Consider the following 15,515-nt stretch of genomic DNA (forward strand, 5'->3'; position numbering starts at 1 on the left):
CCCACTGCTTGTCTATACACATTCTTTGTAATCGATTACATACAAAACGATGAACACCCTCATGTCCGCTTTTTTCTTGCTTTCCTCTCGAAGCTGAAAACGTGCAGTGTTCCCATGCTTCCCTGTTCAACCAAAGCAACCTGTCTAGGCCGTCGGTCACCCTGCCCGCTTTACCAGCTTCTTTTTGCACCTTGGTTATGTAATCGATTACAAAATCATCTTACATTGCCGAAAAATCGTTCGTCAAGTCCCTAAATGCTTTTTTTGCTTTATAAACAAAGAACCCCAAGCAAACTCGCTTGGGATGTTCCTTCACACCTCCACCGTCTTCCCTTCCTCAACGATATGATAAAGCAAATGCGCCAGGTGGTGGATCGGTCCGTATTCCTCTTCGCCGTCTTCCGTCATTTCTTCTTCGTCGGCGAATTCAAGGTCGTTTAAGTAGAGCGCCATAAATTCGTAAAAGTCTTTCAGCTCAAAGCTGTAGCACGCGCTCGGGTCTTCGCTGTCTTCTTCGTATTGAAGCATTAAATACGATACGTTGCCTTCGTTGTCCTCAGCGTCGAAAAAGACGAAATAGCCGATATTGGTGTCAAGGTCAAACAAATGCCGCGTCCCGCCTTCGGTCGCCTTGTCAAAATCCTCTTGGCTCAACTTGCCGACGTTCATCGCTTCGACGTCGTCTTCGCGGTGAAACTGGACCGTAAATGTTTTCATCGTGATTTCCTCCTTAGAAAATGCTTAATGAATACGTTTTTGACAGCCGCTCGAGCAGTTTCACCCCGGTCACGCTGTTCCCTTTATCATCGAGAGCCGGGCCGAAAATACCGATGCCGCACCGGCCCGGGACGGCGGCGAGAATGCCGCCTGAAACGCCGCTTTTCGCCGGGATGCCGACTTTGATGGCAAATTCGCCGGATGCGTTGTACATGCCGCACGTGACCATAAATGTTTTGCAAATGCGGGCGACATCAAGCGGCATGATCGGCTCGCCCGAATGCGGGTCGCGCCCGTCAAGCGCGAACACCAAGCCGATGCGCGCCAAGTCGATGCACGTCATTTCAATGGCGCACTGCTTCGTGTACAAATCCATCAGCTCTTCGACATCTTCGTCAATGATACGATGCTGCTTGAGAAAATAGCAAAGCGAACGGTTCAAAAACGCGGTTTCAAATTCGGAGCGGGCCACTTCCTCCGAATACGCGATCTGTTCGTTGCCCGCCAATCGGCGAACAAACGCCAACAGCCGTTCTAGCCGTTCGGACACCGAGCCGCCTTGAATCATCGACGTGACGACAAGCGCGCCGGCATTAATCATCGGATTCAGCGGCTTGGCAGGCTTTTCCTCTAATTTGGCAATGGAATGAAACGGATAATCCGTCGGCTCCATGCCGACTTTATGGAACACTTCATCTTCTCCGTGATCCATCAACACAAGGGCCAGGGCAAGAATTTTGGAAATGCTTTGCAGCGTCACTTTCACCGTCACATCCCCGGCGCTTGCCACTTTGCCGTCCGGGGTGTAGACGGCGACGGACAGTTCATTCGGATTCGCTTTGCCTAAAGCGGGAATGTAATCGGCCACTTTGCCGTAGCGGGCGTACAGCTTCGCTTCTTCGACAAACCGGGCCAGTTCTTCTTCGTTGTACACAGGCATCACCGATCGTTAGTATCGCCTGTTTTTTCCGTTTCTATGCCCAAATATGGCAAACAATCACCTCTTCCCCCGCGAAATGGATCCGTCCCAGCAAACAAACAAGGGGAGCATGCGATTTGAACAGTAGCCGTTTTTCTTATTCTTCTTCGGCAAATACGTTTTTTAATTCGATCGCCAGTTCAGGAAACAGGCGAACGGGAATCGTATCATCGCGGACGTACATTCCTTGATGGCGGAATCTCCCTTCTTCAAGCACATAGACATCAATCGTCTCATTCATCGGATCGACAATCCAATATTCTTTCACCCCTGCCCGCTCATAACGATGAAATTTGACAATTTTGTCCTTGCGCACCGTCGATTTTGAAATAATCTCCACAACGAGATCCGGCACGCCAACAATTCGTTTTTCGCGAATTTTGCTTTTGTCACAGACAATGACAAGATCCGGCTCAACCCATTCGCGAATTTGTTCCGGATCATCCCGATCCGCCAAACAAACGTCGATCGGAGCGCCAAATACGGTGCATGTTTTCCCACGCAAATAGGCCGCAAATTCCACCAGCAATTCATGTTGCACGGCCTGATGTTTCGGCGTTGGAACGGGAGACATGTTGAAGACTTGGCCGTCAATGACCTCATAGCGTGCATCTTCGTCAAGCATCATATATTGCGCATAAGTAAACGGCGGCCCTTTTTCCGGCGCTGGCATGAAAACGGCCTCCTTTCCTCTTTTCTTTTTAGTATACTTGAATACCGCCTGGCAACCTAGCGTTTTCTTTTTCTCCACAACCCGTTGTAGGCAAGAGAGACCGGTTTCAAGTATAATGAAAAAGAGGTGAGGAGCATGCAAGAAGCCATCAACATGTCCCCGTCCCCGTCATGGGAACATCAAATCGTTTGCGACAATCTTGTTTCCATGATCAAAGGAAAAAGCCCATGTCAACCGATTTCAAACTTGTCCGTGAAACTCGAAAAGAACGGAAACGTGATGAACGAGTTTATCCAGCCGGATGTCGCTGTCTATTGCGAACGGCCTGAAAAAATCATCGGCGGCTATAAGGGGCGGCCGCTCATTGTCATCGAAGTTGTCAGCCCGTCAACCTACAAAATCGATGTGACGCTGAAAAAAGATTTGTACTGCGCCTACGGAGTGGAAGAATACTGGATCGTTGACCCATACAACAAAACGATCCGTCAGTGCACACTCGAACATGATCGATACGCCGAGACGATCATCGCCTGCGGAGAAACGTTCGATTCTGTGATCGGAACGATTGACACCGCGCTCGTTTTCCAAGGCGTGTAGAAGACGGGGAAAACCATTCTTTTCGGCCTATCGGCAGTTTTTGTGGCGGAAGGACAGACAGAGGAAGATACGTTCAAAGGAGCATGAAAACAGAAAAAAACAGACTTGTCAGCAACAAAGATGCCGCTAGTCTTTCAACGGCATCCTTTTCCAACTCAACGCAAAATTCGCCATTGATTTTGTCCTGCTTTTCTTGTATAATCGAAAATGTCTCACCATCCATTTCGGGATGTAGCTCAGCTTGGTAGAGCACACGCATGGGGTGCGTGGGGTCGCAGGTTCAAATCCTGTCATCCCGATCGAAGGAAACCAGCCGAAAAAACGTCCGGCTGGTTTTTTTGTTCTCTCACGCGTTTCCTCCTCGTGACGCCGTTTTTCCCTATGAAATCAATCCAATCTGCCTTCCTGCCCAAGCGATACGGTCAATCGCCATATCAATGTCTTCTTCCGTCATCGCGGCGGTGATGGAAAAGCGAATGCGCGCCGTTCCCTCAGGGACGGTCGGCGGCCGGATGGCGTCGCGGGCGGAGATTGCTTCAACAATGATTCCAGCTGATCGATGTCATTATGTCGATAGCGGAAACAGGCGGCTTTGCTCAAGCGGATGCCATCAATTAAACTCGCATGGTTCCACTCATCGCTAAAGACAAGATCATCTCGGCCAATTAACGCTGTCAACACGCCGATGTTGGCCGTGTAGCCGCTGTTGAAAATAAGAGCCGCCTCTGCTTTTTTCCATTGTTTCAACGCGGCTTCCGCCCGCTCATAGAGCGGATGATTGCCGACGACGAGCCGCGACGCGCCCGCTCCGGCCCTATATGCCTCATCGCCTCGCAGCCCGCTTCGATGAGCCGCCTATCATCCGCCAACCCTAAATAATTATTGGACGCTAAATTCAACATCGGCTTTCCGTTCAGGATGACCGTAGCGCCTGAAGCCTCTGCCCGGCGCAGCTGGCGTTTTTGCGCTTTTTGTTCCCATTCGAGCAGTTGGGCGGTTAGTTCGGTTTTCATCCCCATCCCCTTATATGTAAACTATTTGTAAAAAACAGTTTACATTAAAACGTGTGAATCGGCTAGGAAAAGATGGTCGGTTTTGTTGATTGATTATTTAGCACATTGTTTTGGAAATTATTCTTTCCGATCTCAGCCACATGCATAGTTCAATCGCACACCTGTCATACTATGCGTGTTATCGGCAAATAAGGAGGTGTTTCAGATGGATGTCCGTCGGGCGCAAGAAATCGCGTCGTCGCCGGTGATGGCAAACGTCACGTACAACGGCCAGCGCATTTACATTGAGCATGTCGACCAGCAAAAAGGCGTAGCAACGATCCACCCGCTTGACAACCCGAAGCAAAAACAAAGCGTGCCGGTCGCCAGCTTAGAAGAGCATGCTTAACCGCAAAAAAGCGAGAGAAAGGAATCGCCCTTTCTCCCGCTTTTTGATTGAATCGGCCGTCAGCTCTTCCCGCTCTTTGTAGGCCTCTTGCACCGTTTGTTCCTTCATCGCTGTCCGGCCTGCCGTCCGTGTGTCGGCGGCGCGGGCCGGATGCCCGGCGCGTTGGTTGTCCGGTTTCCGTTTCATCGCCCTCCCCTCCTTCATCCCTAGCATGCCCCGAATGAGACGGGTTTACGATAGCGAAGGGGAAAGAGAGCATTCTCGCCTCAAACTATTTATGAACGGTTGCGCTGTTCTTGCTGCTCATAAAGAAACGATTGAACGATGAGATACAAATTGCCGACAACGATGATGACGAGAAACAAAACAACCCTCATCTCCCCGCGCCAAAACGCGGTGAGCATCGACAAAATCCCCATCGCGATAAACACCTTGCCGCCAAGGCGGTGCGTTTTGTTCCAAACGGCCTCGCTTTCCAACGCCCACGGCGTGCGGATGCCGATAAAATAATTCGGTTTGATTTTCGGCATGTAGTTTCCCAACACGATGAACAGCACTCCAACACCAACTGGCACAAGCCGTCCAATATCGACCGGAACTCCGAGATTGTACGCCAACGTTACAATATGCAAAAGCAAGAAAAAGCAGGCAAGCGCCGCGTTGACAATACGATAGCTTTTTTGAAAGCGGCTGTAATTGGCTTTTTTCGGGTCGAGCTTCGGCAGCACTCCCATCAATATGATGAGAAATGTCATCAATAAGGGGGGAAGGAAGGCACCCAACCATTTGTTGCTGAAGCCGTCGGCTTCACCCGCTGCGTTCCAGTGAATGGCCACTTGATCCGGCAAATAAGGAATGGCAGCCAGACTGATGACATAGGCGAAAACTGTAAGCATGATCGCAAGCCGATTACTCTTCCACATGTTTCTCTCCCCTTTCGACAAAATCGTAAAACCAGCGCAGCAAATCTTGAAACACCGTCGTGTTCAGAGAGTAGTAGATATGCTGTCCCTCACGCCGGTCTTGCACCAAATCAGCCTGTTTGAGAATTTTCAAGTGATGCGAGACGCTCGGTTTTTGCATATCAAAATGCGAAGCGATCTCCCCTGCTGTCAACTCCCCGTTCCGCAACAAGGATAAAATTTTCCGGCGCGTCGGGTCGGCGATCGCTTTAAACGCTTCGTTGAATGACAATGGCGATTCCACCTTGCAAACGAGTTTTCGTTGGATGAACCGCTAAAGGGGCATCTTTCGTTTATCACAGCTTCGTACGCGGCACATGCAAACGATTTTTCATGCCGGTCTATAGTTAGACATTTAGGAAATTATCTAAATACGGACAAAAACATTCGATATTTAGACATCTTTCTAATTAAAGAATATTCCATTTCCATTGGATTGTCAATGTATTTTTCGACTTTTCACCTCTCACATGCGGCATCCGACCGCTGCCCCTCGATGAAAGAGAAACAGCCCAGCGCCACCCCCTCCGCCACTGGCGGAGGGGGATTCCCCATTAACTTCCATTAACCCCCCGTCGGCCAAGCGGCGAGCAGCCGCTCGCTTTTTTCGCCATCAGTTCGTCTGTTAATTGCCGCAAATTGTCCACCGTGATCCCCCTTTTTTCGGAAAAGGCGGGGCGGCCCGCGCCAAACTCCGCCGCTATATTTATTCTCTTGGAAGCAGCTTTCGCAATACTTTGCCTGACGGCGTCGCCGGCAATTCATCGATGAATTCGATATAACGCGGATACTTGAACGCCGCCATATGCACTTTCGCCCATTCGATCAACTCAGACGGCGCCACCTTTCCTTTTTCCACCCCTTTTTCCCGCAAATAGCGGGCAAAACGGTGAACGTGATCGAGCAAGGTTCCCCACGTGATCACCTTGTTATAGAAAATGTACGCCGGCTCGTTTTCCTCGCGTTCGCCGCGATGGCGCAAATAGCCATAGAGCGGCTGTTCGCCGAGCTCATAGCGGAGTTCCTTCGGCAGCCCGCTCGGCCAGTATGGGCGTGTTTCATTCATTCGTTTCACCATCCCTTATAAAAAAATACTGAATGGTTAGTATGTTACCTTTCAGAAAACGCTTTCAAATACTTGTTCATGTCTCCTGCTTCATCCATATGCATATCATTTCGCCGTCATTCGCCAAATTCCTTTCTCGAACAGCCAATCATTTTATCCGACGCGGCAAACGACCACCCCCTTCCACGTTGGAGAAGGAGCGGCCGTTCGGAAAAGGAGGAAGCCTGAAGCAGCGCATGCGGCTTGGTGACGGTCATTGATGCGCTGAGGCCGGTCGGTGTGGACGATGCGTTTTATCCCTCCACCAGTGGCGGAGATATGGCAGCACCCAATGATCCAAGCCGTATCGTCCCGCATTGGCCCCGGCGACGAGGAGAAAGACGGTAAGAAGCACCATTTGCGGGTTCGTGCTCGTCGTGCCTGAGAACATGAAGGCGAAGTTCATCACAGCTCCCATGAGGGCGGCAAACGTCGTAAACAATCCGAGAATGAGCGCGATCCCGACGAGAAATTCACCCCATGGCACAAGAACGTTGAACAATCCGACATTCGGCAACGCCACGTGTTCGATAAACCCCGCCCACCAGCTTTGCACGGCCGGATGTTCCCCAGCGGCTTTCGCCAACGCTCCTTTTAAAAATCCGGTGGCGTCAAACCCTTGCGTGATTTTTTCCCACCCTGCCGTCATCCATTCATATCCTAAATACAAGCGGAATACGACCATCAACACCGATGCCGTGACGTGTTCGCGCAACCATTTGACAACCATCGTGTTTCTCCCCTTTCGTTTTGGAAGATGTTCCTTACACTTTTATCTTAATCGTTTTTTCGCCTGGCGGCGCAGAGTTGCTCACTATTTCACAATATCTTCAAAAAGTTATGACGGAATGATAAATGCAAGATTCGTTCCATCGCAGTAGGCCTTTCCTCACAGGAAAAAGGATTGGCGTCTTGCCTCTCATACCGGAAAATAAAATAAACAATGTTAATTTTTAGAGAAAAGGAACGATTCAATGGAGGGGAAAAGAAAGAACATGCTACTAAGACAAATGGATCACTTGTACAAGCAAATTGTCGAACATACGAGCCAAGGGATTATGGTGACTGATGCCGACGCCCGCATTCGTTCAAACGGTTCAACGACACGTACGGCCATCAATGCGGAGACGACTGTTTGCGCAAAGTCGCCTTGTCGCTGAAGCAAACAGCCAAGCAATACGGCGGGACGGCAGCGCGCTATGGGGGGAGGAATTTGCCGTTATTTTGCCGCACACTTCGCCGTCCGAAGCAGCGGCTGCTGCTGAGGCCATACGGGCAAACGTCGAGCGGCTCGCCATTCCGCACGGTTCCTCGCCCGCTGCTTGTGTCGTCACAGTCAGCGTCGGAGCCGCCGTCGCCGTCCCGCAACCAAATGAGAGCGCGGAAACCGTTCTTTCCCTTGCCGATCAGGCGCTTTATCGAGCCAAACAAAACGGGCGCAACCGGATGGAAATCGCCTGTCCCGCTCGTGGATGAACCTCCTCCTTTTCTCAAAAGAAGCGAGATATCGTCAAGCGTTCAGTGCAGATACGCAACAATCAGAAAGGGTGCCCCGCTTCTTTCGGGACACCCTCATGTTCATGTACTGACGTTATCGGTTACATCGTCCGTTGCCGGTCAGGGAACAACAGGCTAAACAGCACCCCGGCCGCCAGCGCAATGGCAAATGTCGTAAACCGCGAGCTAACGATGGCCTCAAGCGGAGAAGAAATCCAAATGACCGTGCTGACAAAACCGGCCACAATCGTTTCGATGACGCCGACGCCGGAATACCGCTTCCAGAAGAAAGAGAGCAAAATCGCCGGCGACAACGTGCAGCCGATCCCTGCCCATGCCCAACTGACAATGAAATACACAAGCGACTCCGATGTCGTCGCCAGCACCAAGCCAAGCAGCCCGGCGATGACCACTACCGCGCGGGAAAGCGCGACAAGCTGTTTTTCCGACAGGCGAAGGCGCAGCGAGCGGCGGACAATATCTTCGCTGATGGAGCTCGTGATCACGAGCAGCTGCGAATCGGCCGTTGTCACGATGCGGCCAAAATGCCGGACAAAAGCACTCCCGCGAGCCACGGCGGCAGCAAGTCGAGCGCCATGTGCGGCAACACCGTTATGTGTCAACCCATCCTGTTATTCCAACATGAGGCGCGTCCTACATCGGAATGTTTCGCTCTCGTCCGGACAGCGTCCACATGTAAAGTTCCCTAAGTTGCAAGGCGGTGGGAATTATAATAAAGTGGAGATGAATCCAAAAAAAGGAGTGAACAAGATGAACCGTTGGGAGAAGGAATTGGACAAATACGCCGAACTGGCGGTGAAAGTCGGGGTGAACATTCAGCCCGGGCAGACGCTGTTCGTCAACGCCCCGCTCGAAGCGGCGCCGCTCGTCCGCAAAATCGCCAAAACCGCGTACGAAACCGGGGCGAAACACGTGTATGTCGAGTGGAACGACGAGGCGCTTACATACATTAAATTTCACCACGCCCCAGAAGAAGCGTTTTCCGAATATCCGATGTGGCGGGCAAGAGCGATGGAAGAACTCGCCGAACAAGGCGCTGCCTTTTTATCCATTCACGCCCCGAATCCGGACTTGTTAAAAGACGTCGATCCAAAGCGGATCGCGACCGCCAATAAAACAGCAGCGCAAGCGCTCGCCAACTACCGGAGCGCCATTATGGCCGACCGGAACTGCTGGTCGCTCATTTCCGTCCCCACACCGGCGTGGGCGCAAAAAGTATTTGGCGATCTGCGCGATGAAGAAGCCATCGACAAATTATGGGAAGCGATTTTCCGCATCACCCGCATCGACCAAGACGATCCGATCGCTGCCTGGCGCGAACATAACGACCGGCTCGCCCGCATCGTCGATTACTTAAACAACAAGCAATACAAACAGCTCGTTTACGAAGCGCCAGGCACCAATCTCACAGTCGAGCTCGTCGACGGGCACGTCTGGCACGGCGGCGCGGCGACGAGTCAAAGCGGCGTGCGCTTCAATCCCAACATCCCGACCGAAGAAGTGTTTACCATGCCGCATAAAGACGGCGTCAACGGCACAGTGCGCAACACGAAGCCGCTCAATTACAACGGCAACGTGATCGATGGTTTTACGCTCACGTTCAAAGACGGGCAAGTCGTCGACTTCAGCGCCGAACAAGGATATGAGACGCTTAAGCACTTGCTTGACACCGATGACGGCGCGCGCCGCCTCGGGGAAGTCGCCCTCGTGCCGCACCAATCGCCGGTGTCGCTGTCCAATCTCATTTTTTACAACACGCTGTTTGATGAAAACGCCGCTTGCCATTTGGCGCTCGGCAAGGCGTATCCGACCAATATCGAAAACGGCGCCTCTCTTTCCAAAGAGGAGCTTGACCGCCGCGGCGTCAACGACAGCCTCGTCCACGTCGACTTTATGATCGGCTCAGCTGATCTGAACATTGACGGCGTGACGAAAGACGGGAAGCGCGAGCCGATTTTCCGCAGTGGCAACTGGGCATTCGAACTGGCGTAATCGGTTTCGCCAGCTCTAAACAATAAGGCTGCGCCAAACGAGCGGCCAGACCCGACCGTTGGCGCAGCCTTATTCCGTTCAAGCACGGTTTTGCACGGAACCATTAGACCGAACGGATTGATTTGTTTTCGTCCTGTAGCAATTGCACAGCGGCAGATGCCGCCTGCGCCAGCTGCTCGCATTGCCGCAAACGAATGTCAAAGAGCACGAGCGGGTCGCGGTACGCCTCAGGGTTTTTGCGCATATGTTTGAGCTCGCCTTCCTGGGCAGCGATCTCCAGCTCCAGCCGTTTCAACGTTTCATCGAGCGCCGTCAATGGCGCATGGAAAAATTGAGTGACATCACGCTCAAGCGATTTGGCAAACCATTCAAACGGCAGCAACAACTGCTGGATGATCGCCTCCACCACCTCAGCGTAATCTTGCGTCTGGATCAACTGCTTATACTTTTGCGCCAGCATCGCCTTGTTTTGCGCAAAAGCACCGAGCAGTTTGCCCGCCCCTTTCAACAGCAGCTGGCTTGGCGTTCTCCGCAAGAAAACGTTCACCTTGCCCACTTGCACCCCGTTGATCAACCGATCCGTATCGCGCCGCCAATCGGCGAGAAGGTGAAAATCGCATTCGAGCTTGAGTCGTTCCTGGCCGAACATGGCGTTAAACCCTTCGCCCATTTCATGCAAAAACACCTGGCATTCGTTGAATTCGTCTTCCGTCGCTGCAATCCACTGTTCCATGGCGCGGCGCAGCTTTGGCAGCGCCTCTTCATCAAGGTAAGCGCGAAGCCGTTCGTTCGCTTTGTCGTTCAGTTCAAGATGCAAGCGGGAAAAATCGCTGTCTTCGCTCACAAGATCCGCCATGCTGCGCAACAGATCGGAAATCGCCGTCAACAGCTCGCCCCGCATTTCCGCCAAGACGGTGTGGAACAACTTTGCCGTTTTGGCCGTTTTCTCCTCTTGCAGGTCGCCAAGCTGATGAATGGCGCCGCTCAGTTTGGCCGCCATTTCTTTTTTCCATACGACCAGCTCCGCCAGTCGACTTTCCGCCTCGGCTCGCTGCTGGAACAAATGAGCGATGAACTGGCGGATCGTCGTTAAAATCGCTTCCTCGCGGCGGACAGGGGACACGCATCGGCGCATCTCCTCAAGCCAGCCGACGAGGGCTTGCTGCTGCTTGCGGCTTGGCGCATGCGGCGAATAGACCATGACATTGGCTTCCGGAACGATCGTACGAACGTGCGCTTCCACTTCCTCAACGATTCTCGCCGTCTCCTCTTCATCCACCATCCCGTCGCCCGGAGGAAGCAAAACGCACATCGGCGCAGACGGCGCCCGCTCGCGAAGTTGCAACATCAACTGTTCATCGGCGCTAGAAAACGGATCCTCGCCGTTGAGAAGAAAAAGAATGCTGTCAGCAAGCGAAAACGACACAAGCGCTTCATGGTCGGATGAAGCGCTCCCGCCGAGCGGGCCGATATCCAACAAGACAATCCCTTGCGGCACGAGTGAAAACGGCGCCGTGCATTCAATGACAGCGTCATCGGAGAATCGGCTTCCGCGGCCGCCCGTTGCTTGTTGAAATTCGTCAATGCTCGAAAAAACGGTAAACTGGTCGTCGCTGATTTTCGCGACTTCCATCTCCCCGCCGTTTCTCCATGCCAGCACCGGCGCAGATGGCGCCGCCAACGCTGCCTCGCCGACCAACGTCCGCAAAAACGCCAACCGCTCATGGCGCGACGCCCCAGCGACCAAAACGAAATGCGTCCGCGAATCAGACAACTGCCGCACGAACCAGCGGAAGCGGAAATGCGAGCCCGCCCGCTGCTCTTCCGCCCAATCGGCAATTTCTTCAAATAGCGACACACCCGTTTCCCCAGCTTGCCGTTTCGCATGGACGAGCCGCTTAGCGGCGTCGTTGACCGTCTCTTCTTCAAACGCCTCAGGAAATTTCTCACTCCACGCCAACAAGGCAGCCGCGGCCACCGCTGTCTCCGGACCGTCGGCTAAACTTACCCAGCTTTTGACAAGCGGTGGCACCACTTCCACCAACTCTTTCAATCGGTACGGGCCTTTCATCAATCCTGCATAGGCTTCCCCTAAAAGGCCAGGAATTCGCTTCCAGTCGTAGTCGCGGCCGATCGACAACTCATCATAGAGGCGATTCCACTCCGCGAGCCACGAAAAATAGAGGTCACCATCCCGATACCCGTTCCATAGCGCCTGCACAAGCCGTTCAAACTTCACCCGATCCGTTTCGTACAACAGCGCCAGGCAGCGTGAAAACCGCGCAGGCGCCATCGTTCGCGCATGTCCTTGTTCCACATAACCGGTCAAGATGTCCACCCAGCGGCGCGCCGACGTCCGCACCGCCTCTCCTAAAGCAAGCTCGACGGCGCTTTCCCAATCACCTTGCTCCTCGAAAAAGGCGCGCGCCCATTCGGTCATGTTCGGATAATCCGGATACAACGTCACACCGCGCTTAATCATATCATCCGCTTTCGCGTTTTCCCCCAACTCACGGTAGAGCGAAAACAGGCGCAAAATGATTTCCGCATGCAACGTTTCGCTTTCCGTCTCAATCGAACGGTACAGCTCCTCGGCCAGCTCGAGCCGTCCAAGCTCATAGTAGCTGTCGGCGATATTTTTTTGCGCCCACGGGCGCAAATCGTCGTGATGGACTTGTTCCCATTTAAAAATCGCCGCTTCGTAGTCGCGGCGGTGGAAATACACTTCCCCTTGGGCAAAGCGAATCGACGACAAATCAGCGCCATCCCGATGCGCCGTGAAAAAAATATCGCCAAGCGCGCTGACAACGTCGCGTTCCCCCGCCTCGACGAGCGTCTCGTAAAATGTTTTATGAACAAGTTGCTGTTCAAACCCCATGTCGATCACCTGACTCGTATATTTGCCATGCATGTTCATTGTATGGCACGTTTTCTAATTTTATTTCTATCCTATACATTTTAACAAACTTTCGCCGCCATGAACGTTTCAATTTGTTTTCATTTGCGAGACAAAATTCGACCCAATAGGCGATGAGGCCAATCAAAGGAACTTTCAATGGTGGTTACGCCCACGAGCTTGTCGAAAAAAACATTCGCTCGACCAGCGTTGGGCATAGTGGCGCAAGATGTCTTCATCGCTTAGCTCCCGGTCGGTGCTCAAGACGCAGTGAAGATGTTCCGATGTCATCGGCTGATTGGCTTTCCAAGCGAGCAGCACCACGGCATGGTCGAGACCGTTGAGCGCTCCTTCGTAACGATAGACGCGATAATGCTCTTCTCCCACCGTGACGAGGTGAGTGTCATTCGGTTCGATGGAGCGGGCCAACTGCTTCGCTTGGACGGCAACGCCGTTCGGATAGAGAATCCGGTTCGTCTTGATGATGTGCTAATCTATTCATGAGACATGAACCTCCTTGTGAATGGTTTGGTAGCACATCTATTCTAACCAAGGAATCGGGTTCATGTCTCCTTTTTTGTTTCGATGTAAATTTATGTTAGTGAATTTGCTCATCTACAGTCAAGAAGTTATTCTGAAAAATGAAATAAAAAATCCTTCGTTTTGACCTTGTTAGGGTGCGAAATGTGAGTCATGTGCAAAATTTTTACGGATTATTCTGGATTTTGCACATTCTTTCGGAACGTTTGCACGCTCTTTCAAATGAAGATTTCTACTCTCACATCATAGACGAGAAGGAAAAAAAGAATCGCGGCAGGTAGATCAAACCATGATGGAACTCTATAATGCCCTGTGATCACCGCGCAAAATTCGTGCAAAATTTTTTCGGATCCTATCGTTTTTTCGAGATTCCCAAAAAATGAAAAACGACCGCAAACGCGGTCGTATCAAGGGCTTTGAGGATTTTAACCCGAACGAATCGTATGTAAGTGGCGTCCCAGGAGAGACTCGAACTCCCGACCGACGGCTTAGAAGGCCGCTGCTCTATCCTACTGAGCTACTGGGACACAATCCATTAGGAAACTCCAATATCCTCGCTGCCCCTTCCTCTACAAGCCGATTCGAAGAAGCCCGATGCGTCGGGGCAACTCGTAGCCATTTCAAAGATGACTTTGCTCGTTGCTCTATCCTGCTGAGCTGCTGGAACAATATCCATACGATATTCACGATAAAATAAAGGAAAGCGGGTGATGGGAATCGAACCCACGACTTCAGCTTGGGAAGCTGAGGTTTTACCATTAAACTACACCCGCATAATCAATATCATTAGGACTTGTCTTAGAAACGACTGCAATAAAAATATAATCGCTAATTGTTTTTTTGTCAATATCTTTTTTGAAGTTAGTTAATAAACGCGCTCGAGAGGATTCGAACCCCTAACCTTCTGATCCGTAGTCAGATGCTCTATCCAATTGAGCTACGAGCGCATGATGGAAAAGCGGAAGACGGGACTCGAACCCGCGACCCCCACCTTGGCAAGGTGGTGTTCTACCACTGAACTACTTCCGCATCATGAGAAGAATTCATTCCTTCAAAACTAGATAACCGTTTCGGGAAGAAGCCGGGGCGCTTTCACTTTTCATTGTCTAGCTCCGGCTCGCCGCCGCTCGCCTGCGCTTTTCGCTGTCTAGTTCCGGCCGCCATCGGCTCGCGACGCTTCGGTCCTGCTGCGGCGGGCTAAGCCCGCTCACAGGCCCTCCAGCGCGCCTCGCCGATAAGCAGGCGGCCTCCACTTTTCTTGTTAGGTTAAGCCCTCGATCGATTAGTATCCGTCAGCTCCACGTGTCGCCACGCTTCCACCTCGGACCTATCGACCTCGTCATCTTCGAGGGATCTTACCCGCCTGACGCGGTGGGAAATCTCATCTTGAGGGGGGCTTCACGCTTAGATGCTTTCAGCGCTTATCCCGTCCGCACATAGCTACCCAGCGGTGCCCCTGGCGGGACAACTGGTACACCAGCGGTGCGTCCATCCCGGTCCTCTCGTACTAAGGACAGCTCCTCTCAAATTTCCTGCGCCCGCGACGGATAGGGACCGAACTGTCTCACGACGTTCTGAACCCAGCTCGCGTACCGCTTTAATGGGCGAACAGCCCAACCCTTGGGACCGACTACAGCCCCAGGATGCGATGAGCCGACATCGAGGTGCCAAACCTCCCCGTCGATGTGGACTCTTGGGGGAGATCAGCCTGTTATCCCCGGGGTAGCTTTTATCCGTTGAGCGATGGCCCTTCCATGCGGAACCACCGGATCACTAAGCCCGACTTTCGTCCCTGCTCGACCTGTCCGTCTCGCAGTCAAGCTCCCTTGTGCCTTTGCACTCTCCGAATGATTTCCAACCATTCTGAGGGAACCTTTGGGCGCCTCCGTTACCTTTTGGGAGGCGACCGCCCCAGTCAAACTGCCCGCCTGACACTGTCTCCCACCCCGCTAAGGGGTGCGGGTTAGAATTTCAATATCGCCAGGGTGGTATCCCACCGCCGCCTCCACCGAAGCTGGCGCTCCGGCTTCCCAGGCTCCCACCTATCCTGTACAAGCGATACCAAAATTCCATATCAGGCTGCAGTAAAGCTCCACGGGGTCTTTCCGTCCTGTCGCGGGTAACCTGCATCTTCA

General features: G+C 52.4%; 15 protein-coding genes, 5 tRNA genes, 1 rRNA gene and 3 pseudogenes (1 of these 24 cut by a window edge). 5 read left to right on the top strand and 19 right to left on the bottom strand.

From position 1 onward, the window contains the following. Nucleotides 1-312: 312 nt before the first annotated feature. The 3 genes from NSQ51_RS09530 to NSQ51_RS09540 form a co-directional block, all read right to left on the bottom strand. Entirely contained in the window at nucleotides 313-717 is a 405-nt protein-coding gene (locus NSQ51_RS09530) for a hypothetical protein (protein ID WP_033017209.1), read from the bottom strand. 13 nt (nucleotides 718-730) lie between these two features. Further along, nucleotides 731-1,657 (bottom strand): glutaminase A, encoded by a 927-nt coding sequence (gene glsA, locus NSQ51_RS09535; protein WP_049624785.1) that lies wholly within the window; start codon nucleotides 1,655-1,657, stop codon nucleotides 731-733. A 136-nt stretch (nucleotides 1,658-1,793) separates the two neighbouring features. Then, complete coding sequence (locus NSQ51_RS09540; protein ID WP_049624784.1) at nucleotides 1,794-2,369, bottom strand: Uma2 family endonuclease; 576 nt, start codon at nucleotides 2,367-2,369, stop codon at nucleotides 1,794-1,796. A gap of 135 nt (nucleotides 2,370-2,504) precedes the next feature. Here NSQ51_RS09540 and NSQ51_RS09545 point away from each other — a divergent pair, with 135 nt between their 5' ends. Beyond that, the gene (locus NSQ51_RS09545; protein WP_049624783.1) at nucleotides 2,505-2,966 is read left to right on the top strand and encodes a Uma2 family endonuclease; all 462 of its coding nucleotides are present in this window, start codon (nucleotides 2,505-2,507) and stop codon (nucleotides 2,964-2,966) included. A gap of 225 nt (nucleotides 2,967-3,191) precedes the next feature. Further along, nucleotides 3,192-3,265: transfer RNA gene (locus NSQ51_RS09550), tRNA-Pro, on the top strand. Between the two features lie 151 nt (nucleotides 3,266-3,416). Here NSQ51_RS09550 and NSQ51_RS09555 read toward each other — a convergent pair. Next, nucleotides 3,417-3,803: an aminotransferase class I/II-fold pyridoxal phosphate-dependent enzyme gene (locus NSQ51_RS09555; protein ID WP_230581419.1), complete on the bottom strand. Its 387-nt coding sequence runs from the start codon at nucleotides 3,801-3,803 to the stop codon at nucleotides 3,417-3,419. After that, complete coding sequence (locus NSQ51_RS09560; protein ID WP_230581416.1) at nucleotides 3,710-3,979, bottom strand: hypothetical protein; 270 nt, start codon at nucleotides 3,977-3,979, stop codon at nucleotides 3,710-3,712. The genes NSQ51_RS09555 and NSQ51_RS09560 overlap by 94 nt, the downstream gene beginning before the upstream one ends. A gap of 205 nt (nucleotides 3,980-4,184) precedes the next feature. Here NSQ51_RS09560 and NSQ51_RS09565 point away from each other — a divergent pair, with 205 nt between their 5' ends. Further along, nucleotides 4,185-4,367 (top strand): small acid-soluble spore protein H, encoded by a 183-nt coding sequence (locus NSQ51_RS09565; protein WP_049624782.1) that lies wholly within the window; start codon nucleotides 4,185-4,187, stop codon nucleotides 4,365-4,367. On the opposite strand, the gene NSQ51_RS09570 is transcribed toward NSQ51_RS09565, so the two are convergent. From NSQ51_RS09570 to NSQ51_RS09595, 6 genes and pseudogenes are all read right to left on the bottom strand, one after another. Then, on the bottom strand, nucleotides 4,350-4,553 hold the full coding sequence (locus tag NSQ51_RS09570; protein ID WP_049624781.1) for a hypothetical protein: 204 nt from the start codon (nucleotides 4,551-4,553) through the stop codon (nucleotides 4,350-4,352). The two genes, NSQ51_RS09565 and NSQ51_RS09570, sit on opposite strands and share 18 nt — an antisense overlap. Nucleotides 4,554-4,642: 89 nt before the next feature. Beyond that, complete coding sequence (locus NSQ51_RS09575) at nucleotides 4,643-5,290, bottom strand: SdpI family protein (RefSeq protein WP_049624780.1); 648 nt, start codon at nucleotides 5,288-5,290, stop codon at nucleotides 4,643-4,645. Then, a complete protein-coding gene (locus tag NSQ51_RS09580) occupies nucleotides 5,277-5,561 on the bottom strand; it encodes an autorepressor SdpR family transcription factor (protein ID WP_015375228.1) in 285 nt (94 codons plus the stop codon). The genes NSQ51_RS09575 and NSQ51_RS09580 overlap by 14 nt, the downstream gene beginning before the upstream one ends. Before the next feature lie 474 nt (nucleotides 5,562-6,035). Beyond that, the gene (locus NSQ51_RS09585; RefSeq protein WP_310794017.1) at nucleotides 6,036-6,188 is read right to left on the bottom strand and encodes a hypothetical protein; all 153 of its coding nucleotides are present in this window, start codon (nucleotides 6,186-6,188) and stop codon (nucleotides 6,036-6,038) included. Then, nucleotides 6,177-6,395: pseudogene (locus tag NSQ51_RS09590) on the bottom strand (AMP-dependent synthetase); the annotation flags it as partial. The pseudogene NSQ51_RS09590 and the gene NSQ51_RS09585, both read right to left, overlap by 12 nt. 253 nt (nucleotides 6,396-6,648) lie before the next feature. Then, a complete protein-coding gene (locus NSQ51_RS09595; RefSeq protein ID WP_121650126.1) occupies nucleotides 6,649-7,164 on the bottom strand; it encodes a DoxX family protein in 516 nt (171 codons plus the stop codon). A gap of 389 nt (nucleotides 7,165-7,553) precedes the next feature. Here NSQ51_RS09595 and NSQ51_RS09600 point away from each other — a divergent pair, with 389 nt between their 5' ends. Then, complete coding sequence (locus tag NSQ51_RS09600) at nucleotides 7,554-7,910, top strand: diguanylate cyclase (protein WP_160315800.1); 357 nt, start codon at nucleotides 7,554-7,556, stop codon at nucleotides 7,908-7,910. A 122-nt stretch (nucleotides 7,911-8,032) separates the two neighbouring features. Here the strand turns inward: NSQ51_RS09600 and NSQ51_RS09605 are convergent. Further along, nucleotides 8,033-8,544 (bottom strand): annotated as a pseudogene (locus NSQ51_RS09605) (sodium/proline symporter); the annotation flags it as partial. Between the two features lie 158 nt (nucleotides 8,545-8,702). Here NSQ51_RS09605 and NSQ51_RS09610 point away from each other — a divergent pair. Beyond that, complete coding sequence (locus tag NSQ51_RS09610; RefSeq protein ID WP_033017195.1) at nucleotides 8,703-9,944, top strand: aminopeptidase; 1,242 nt, start codon at nucleotides 8,703-8,705, stop codon at nucleotides 9,942-9,944. A gap of 103 nt (nucleotides 9,945-10,047) precedes the next feature. On the opposite strand, the gene NSQ51_RS09615 is transcribed toward NSQ51_RS09610, so the two are convergent. From NSQ51_RS09615 to NSQ51_RS09645, 7 genes and pseudogenes are all read right to left on the bottom strand, one after another. Then, nucleotides 10,048-12,861 (bottom strand): GTP-binding protein, encoded by a 2,814-nt coding sequence (locus NSQ51_RS09615; RefSeq protein WP_049626616.1) that lies wholly within the window; start codon nucleotides 12,859-12,861, stop codon nucleotides 10,048-10,050. A 153-nt stretch (nucleotides 12,862-13,014) separates the two neighbouring features. After that, a pseudogene (locus NSQ51_RS09620) lies at nucleotides 13,015-13,326 on the bottom strand (IS701 family transposase); the annotation flags it as partial. 504 nt (nucleotides 13,327-13,830) lie between these two features. After that, a tRNA-Arg gene (locus NSQ51_RS09625) sits at nucleotides 13,831-13,907 on the bottom strand. A 175-nt stretch (nucleotides 13,908-14,082) separates the two neighbouring features. Continuing rightward, nucleotides 14,083-14,153 (bottom strand) — tRNA-Gly (locus tag NSQ51_RS09630). A 100-nt stretch (nucleotides 14,154-14,253) separates the two neighbouring features. After that, nucleotides 14,254-14,327 (bottom strand) — tRNA-Arg (locus NSQ51_RS09635). A 10-nt stretch (nucleotides 14,328-14,337) separates the two neighbouring features. Further along, a tRNA-Gly gene (locus NSQ51_RS09640) sits at nucleotides 14,338-14,409 on the bottom strand. A gap of 233 nt (nucleotides 14,410-14,642) precedes the next feature. Further along, nucleotides 14,643-15,515, bottom strand: a 23S ribosomal RNA gene (locus NSQ51_RS09645); it runs 2,064 nt beyond the window's last position.

It is taken from the genome of Geobacillus sp. FSL K6-0789 (assembly GCF_038593135.1).
GTDB lineage: Bacteria > Bacillota > Bacilli > Bacillales > Anoxybacillaceae > Geobacillus > Geobacillus stearothermophilus.

Excerpts from the sequence above, each read along its gene's own strand:
- NSQ51_RS09540 (WP_049624784.1), bottom strand. The coding sequence starts at position 2,369 with ATGCCAGCGCCGGAAAAAGGGCCGCCGTTTACTTATGCGCAATATATG.
- NSQ51_RS09560 (WP_230581416.1), bottom strand. The coding sequence starts at position 3,979 with ATGAAAACCGAACTAACCGCCCAACTGCTCGAATGGGAACAAAAAGCG.
- NSQ51_RS09565 (WP_049624782.1), top strand. The coding sequence starts at position 4,185 with ATGGATGTCCGTCGGGCGCAAGAAATCGCGTCGTCGCCGGTGATGGCA.
- NSQ51_RS09595 (WP_121650126.1), bottom strand. The coding sequence starts at position 7,164 with ATGGTTGTCAAATGGTTGCGCGAACACGTCACGGCATCGGTGTTGATG.
- NSQ51_RS09615 (WP_049626616.1), bottom strand. The coding sequence starts at position 12,861 with ATGAACATGCATGGCAAATATACGAGTCAGGTGATCGACATGGGGTTT.
- NSQ51_RS09530 (WP_033017209.1), bottom strand. The coding sequence starts at position 717 with ATGAAAACATTTACGGTCCAGTTTCACCGCGAAGACGACGTCGAAGCG.
- NSQ51_RS09600 (WP_160315800.1), top strand. The coding sequence starts at position 7,554 with ATGCGGAGACGACTGTTTGCGCAAAGTCGCCTTGTCGCTGAAGCAAAC.
- NSQ51_RS09575 (WP_049624780.1), bottom strand. The coding sequence starts at position 5,290 with ATGTGGAAGAGTAATCGGCTTGCGATCATGCTTACAGTTTTCGCCTAT.
- glsA (WP_049624785.1), bottom strand. The coding sequence starts at position 1,657 with ATGCCTGTGTACAACGAAGAAGAACTGGCCCGGTTTGTCGAAGAAGCG.
- NSQ51_RS09610 (WP_033017195.1), top strand. The coding sequence starts at position 8,703 with ATGAACCGTTGGGAGAAGGAATTGGACAAATACGCCGAACTGGCGGTG.
- NSQ51_RS09570 (WP_049624781.1), bottom strand. The coding sequence starts at position 4,553 with ATGAAACGGAAACCGGACAACCAACGCGCCGGGCATCCGGCCCGCGCC.
- NSQ51_RS09545 (WP_049624783.1), top strand. The coding sequence starts at position 2,505 with ATGCAAGAAGCCATCAACATGTCCCCGTCCCCGTCATGGGAACATCAA.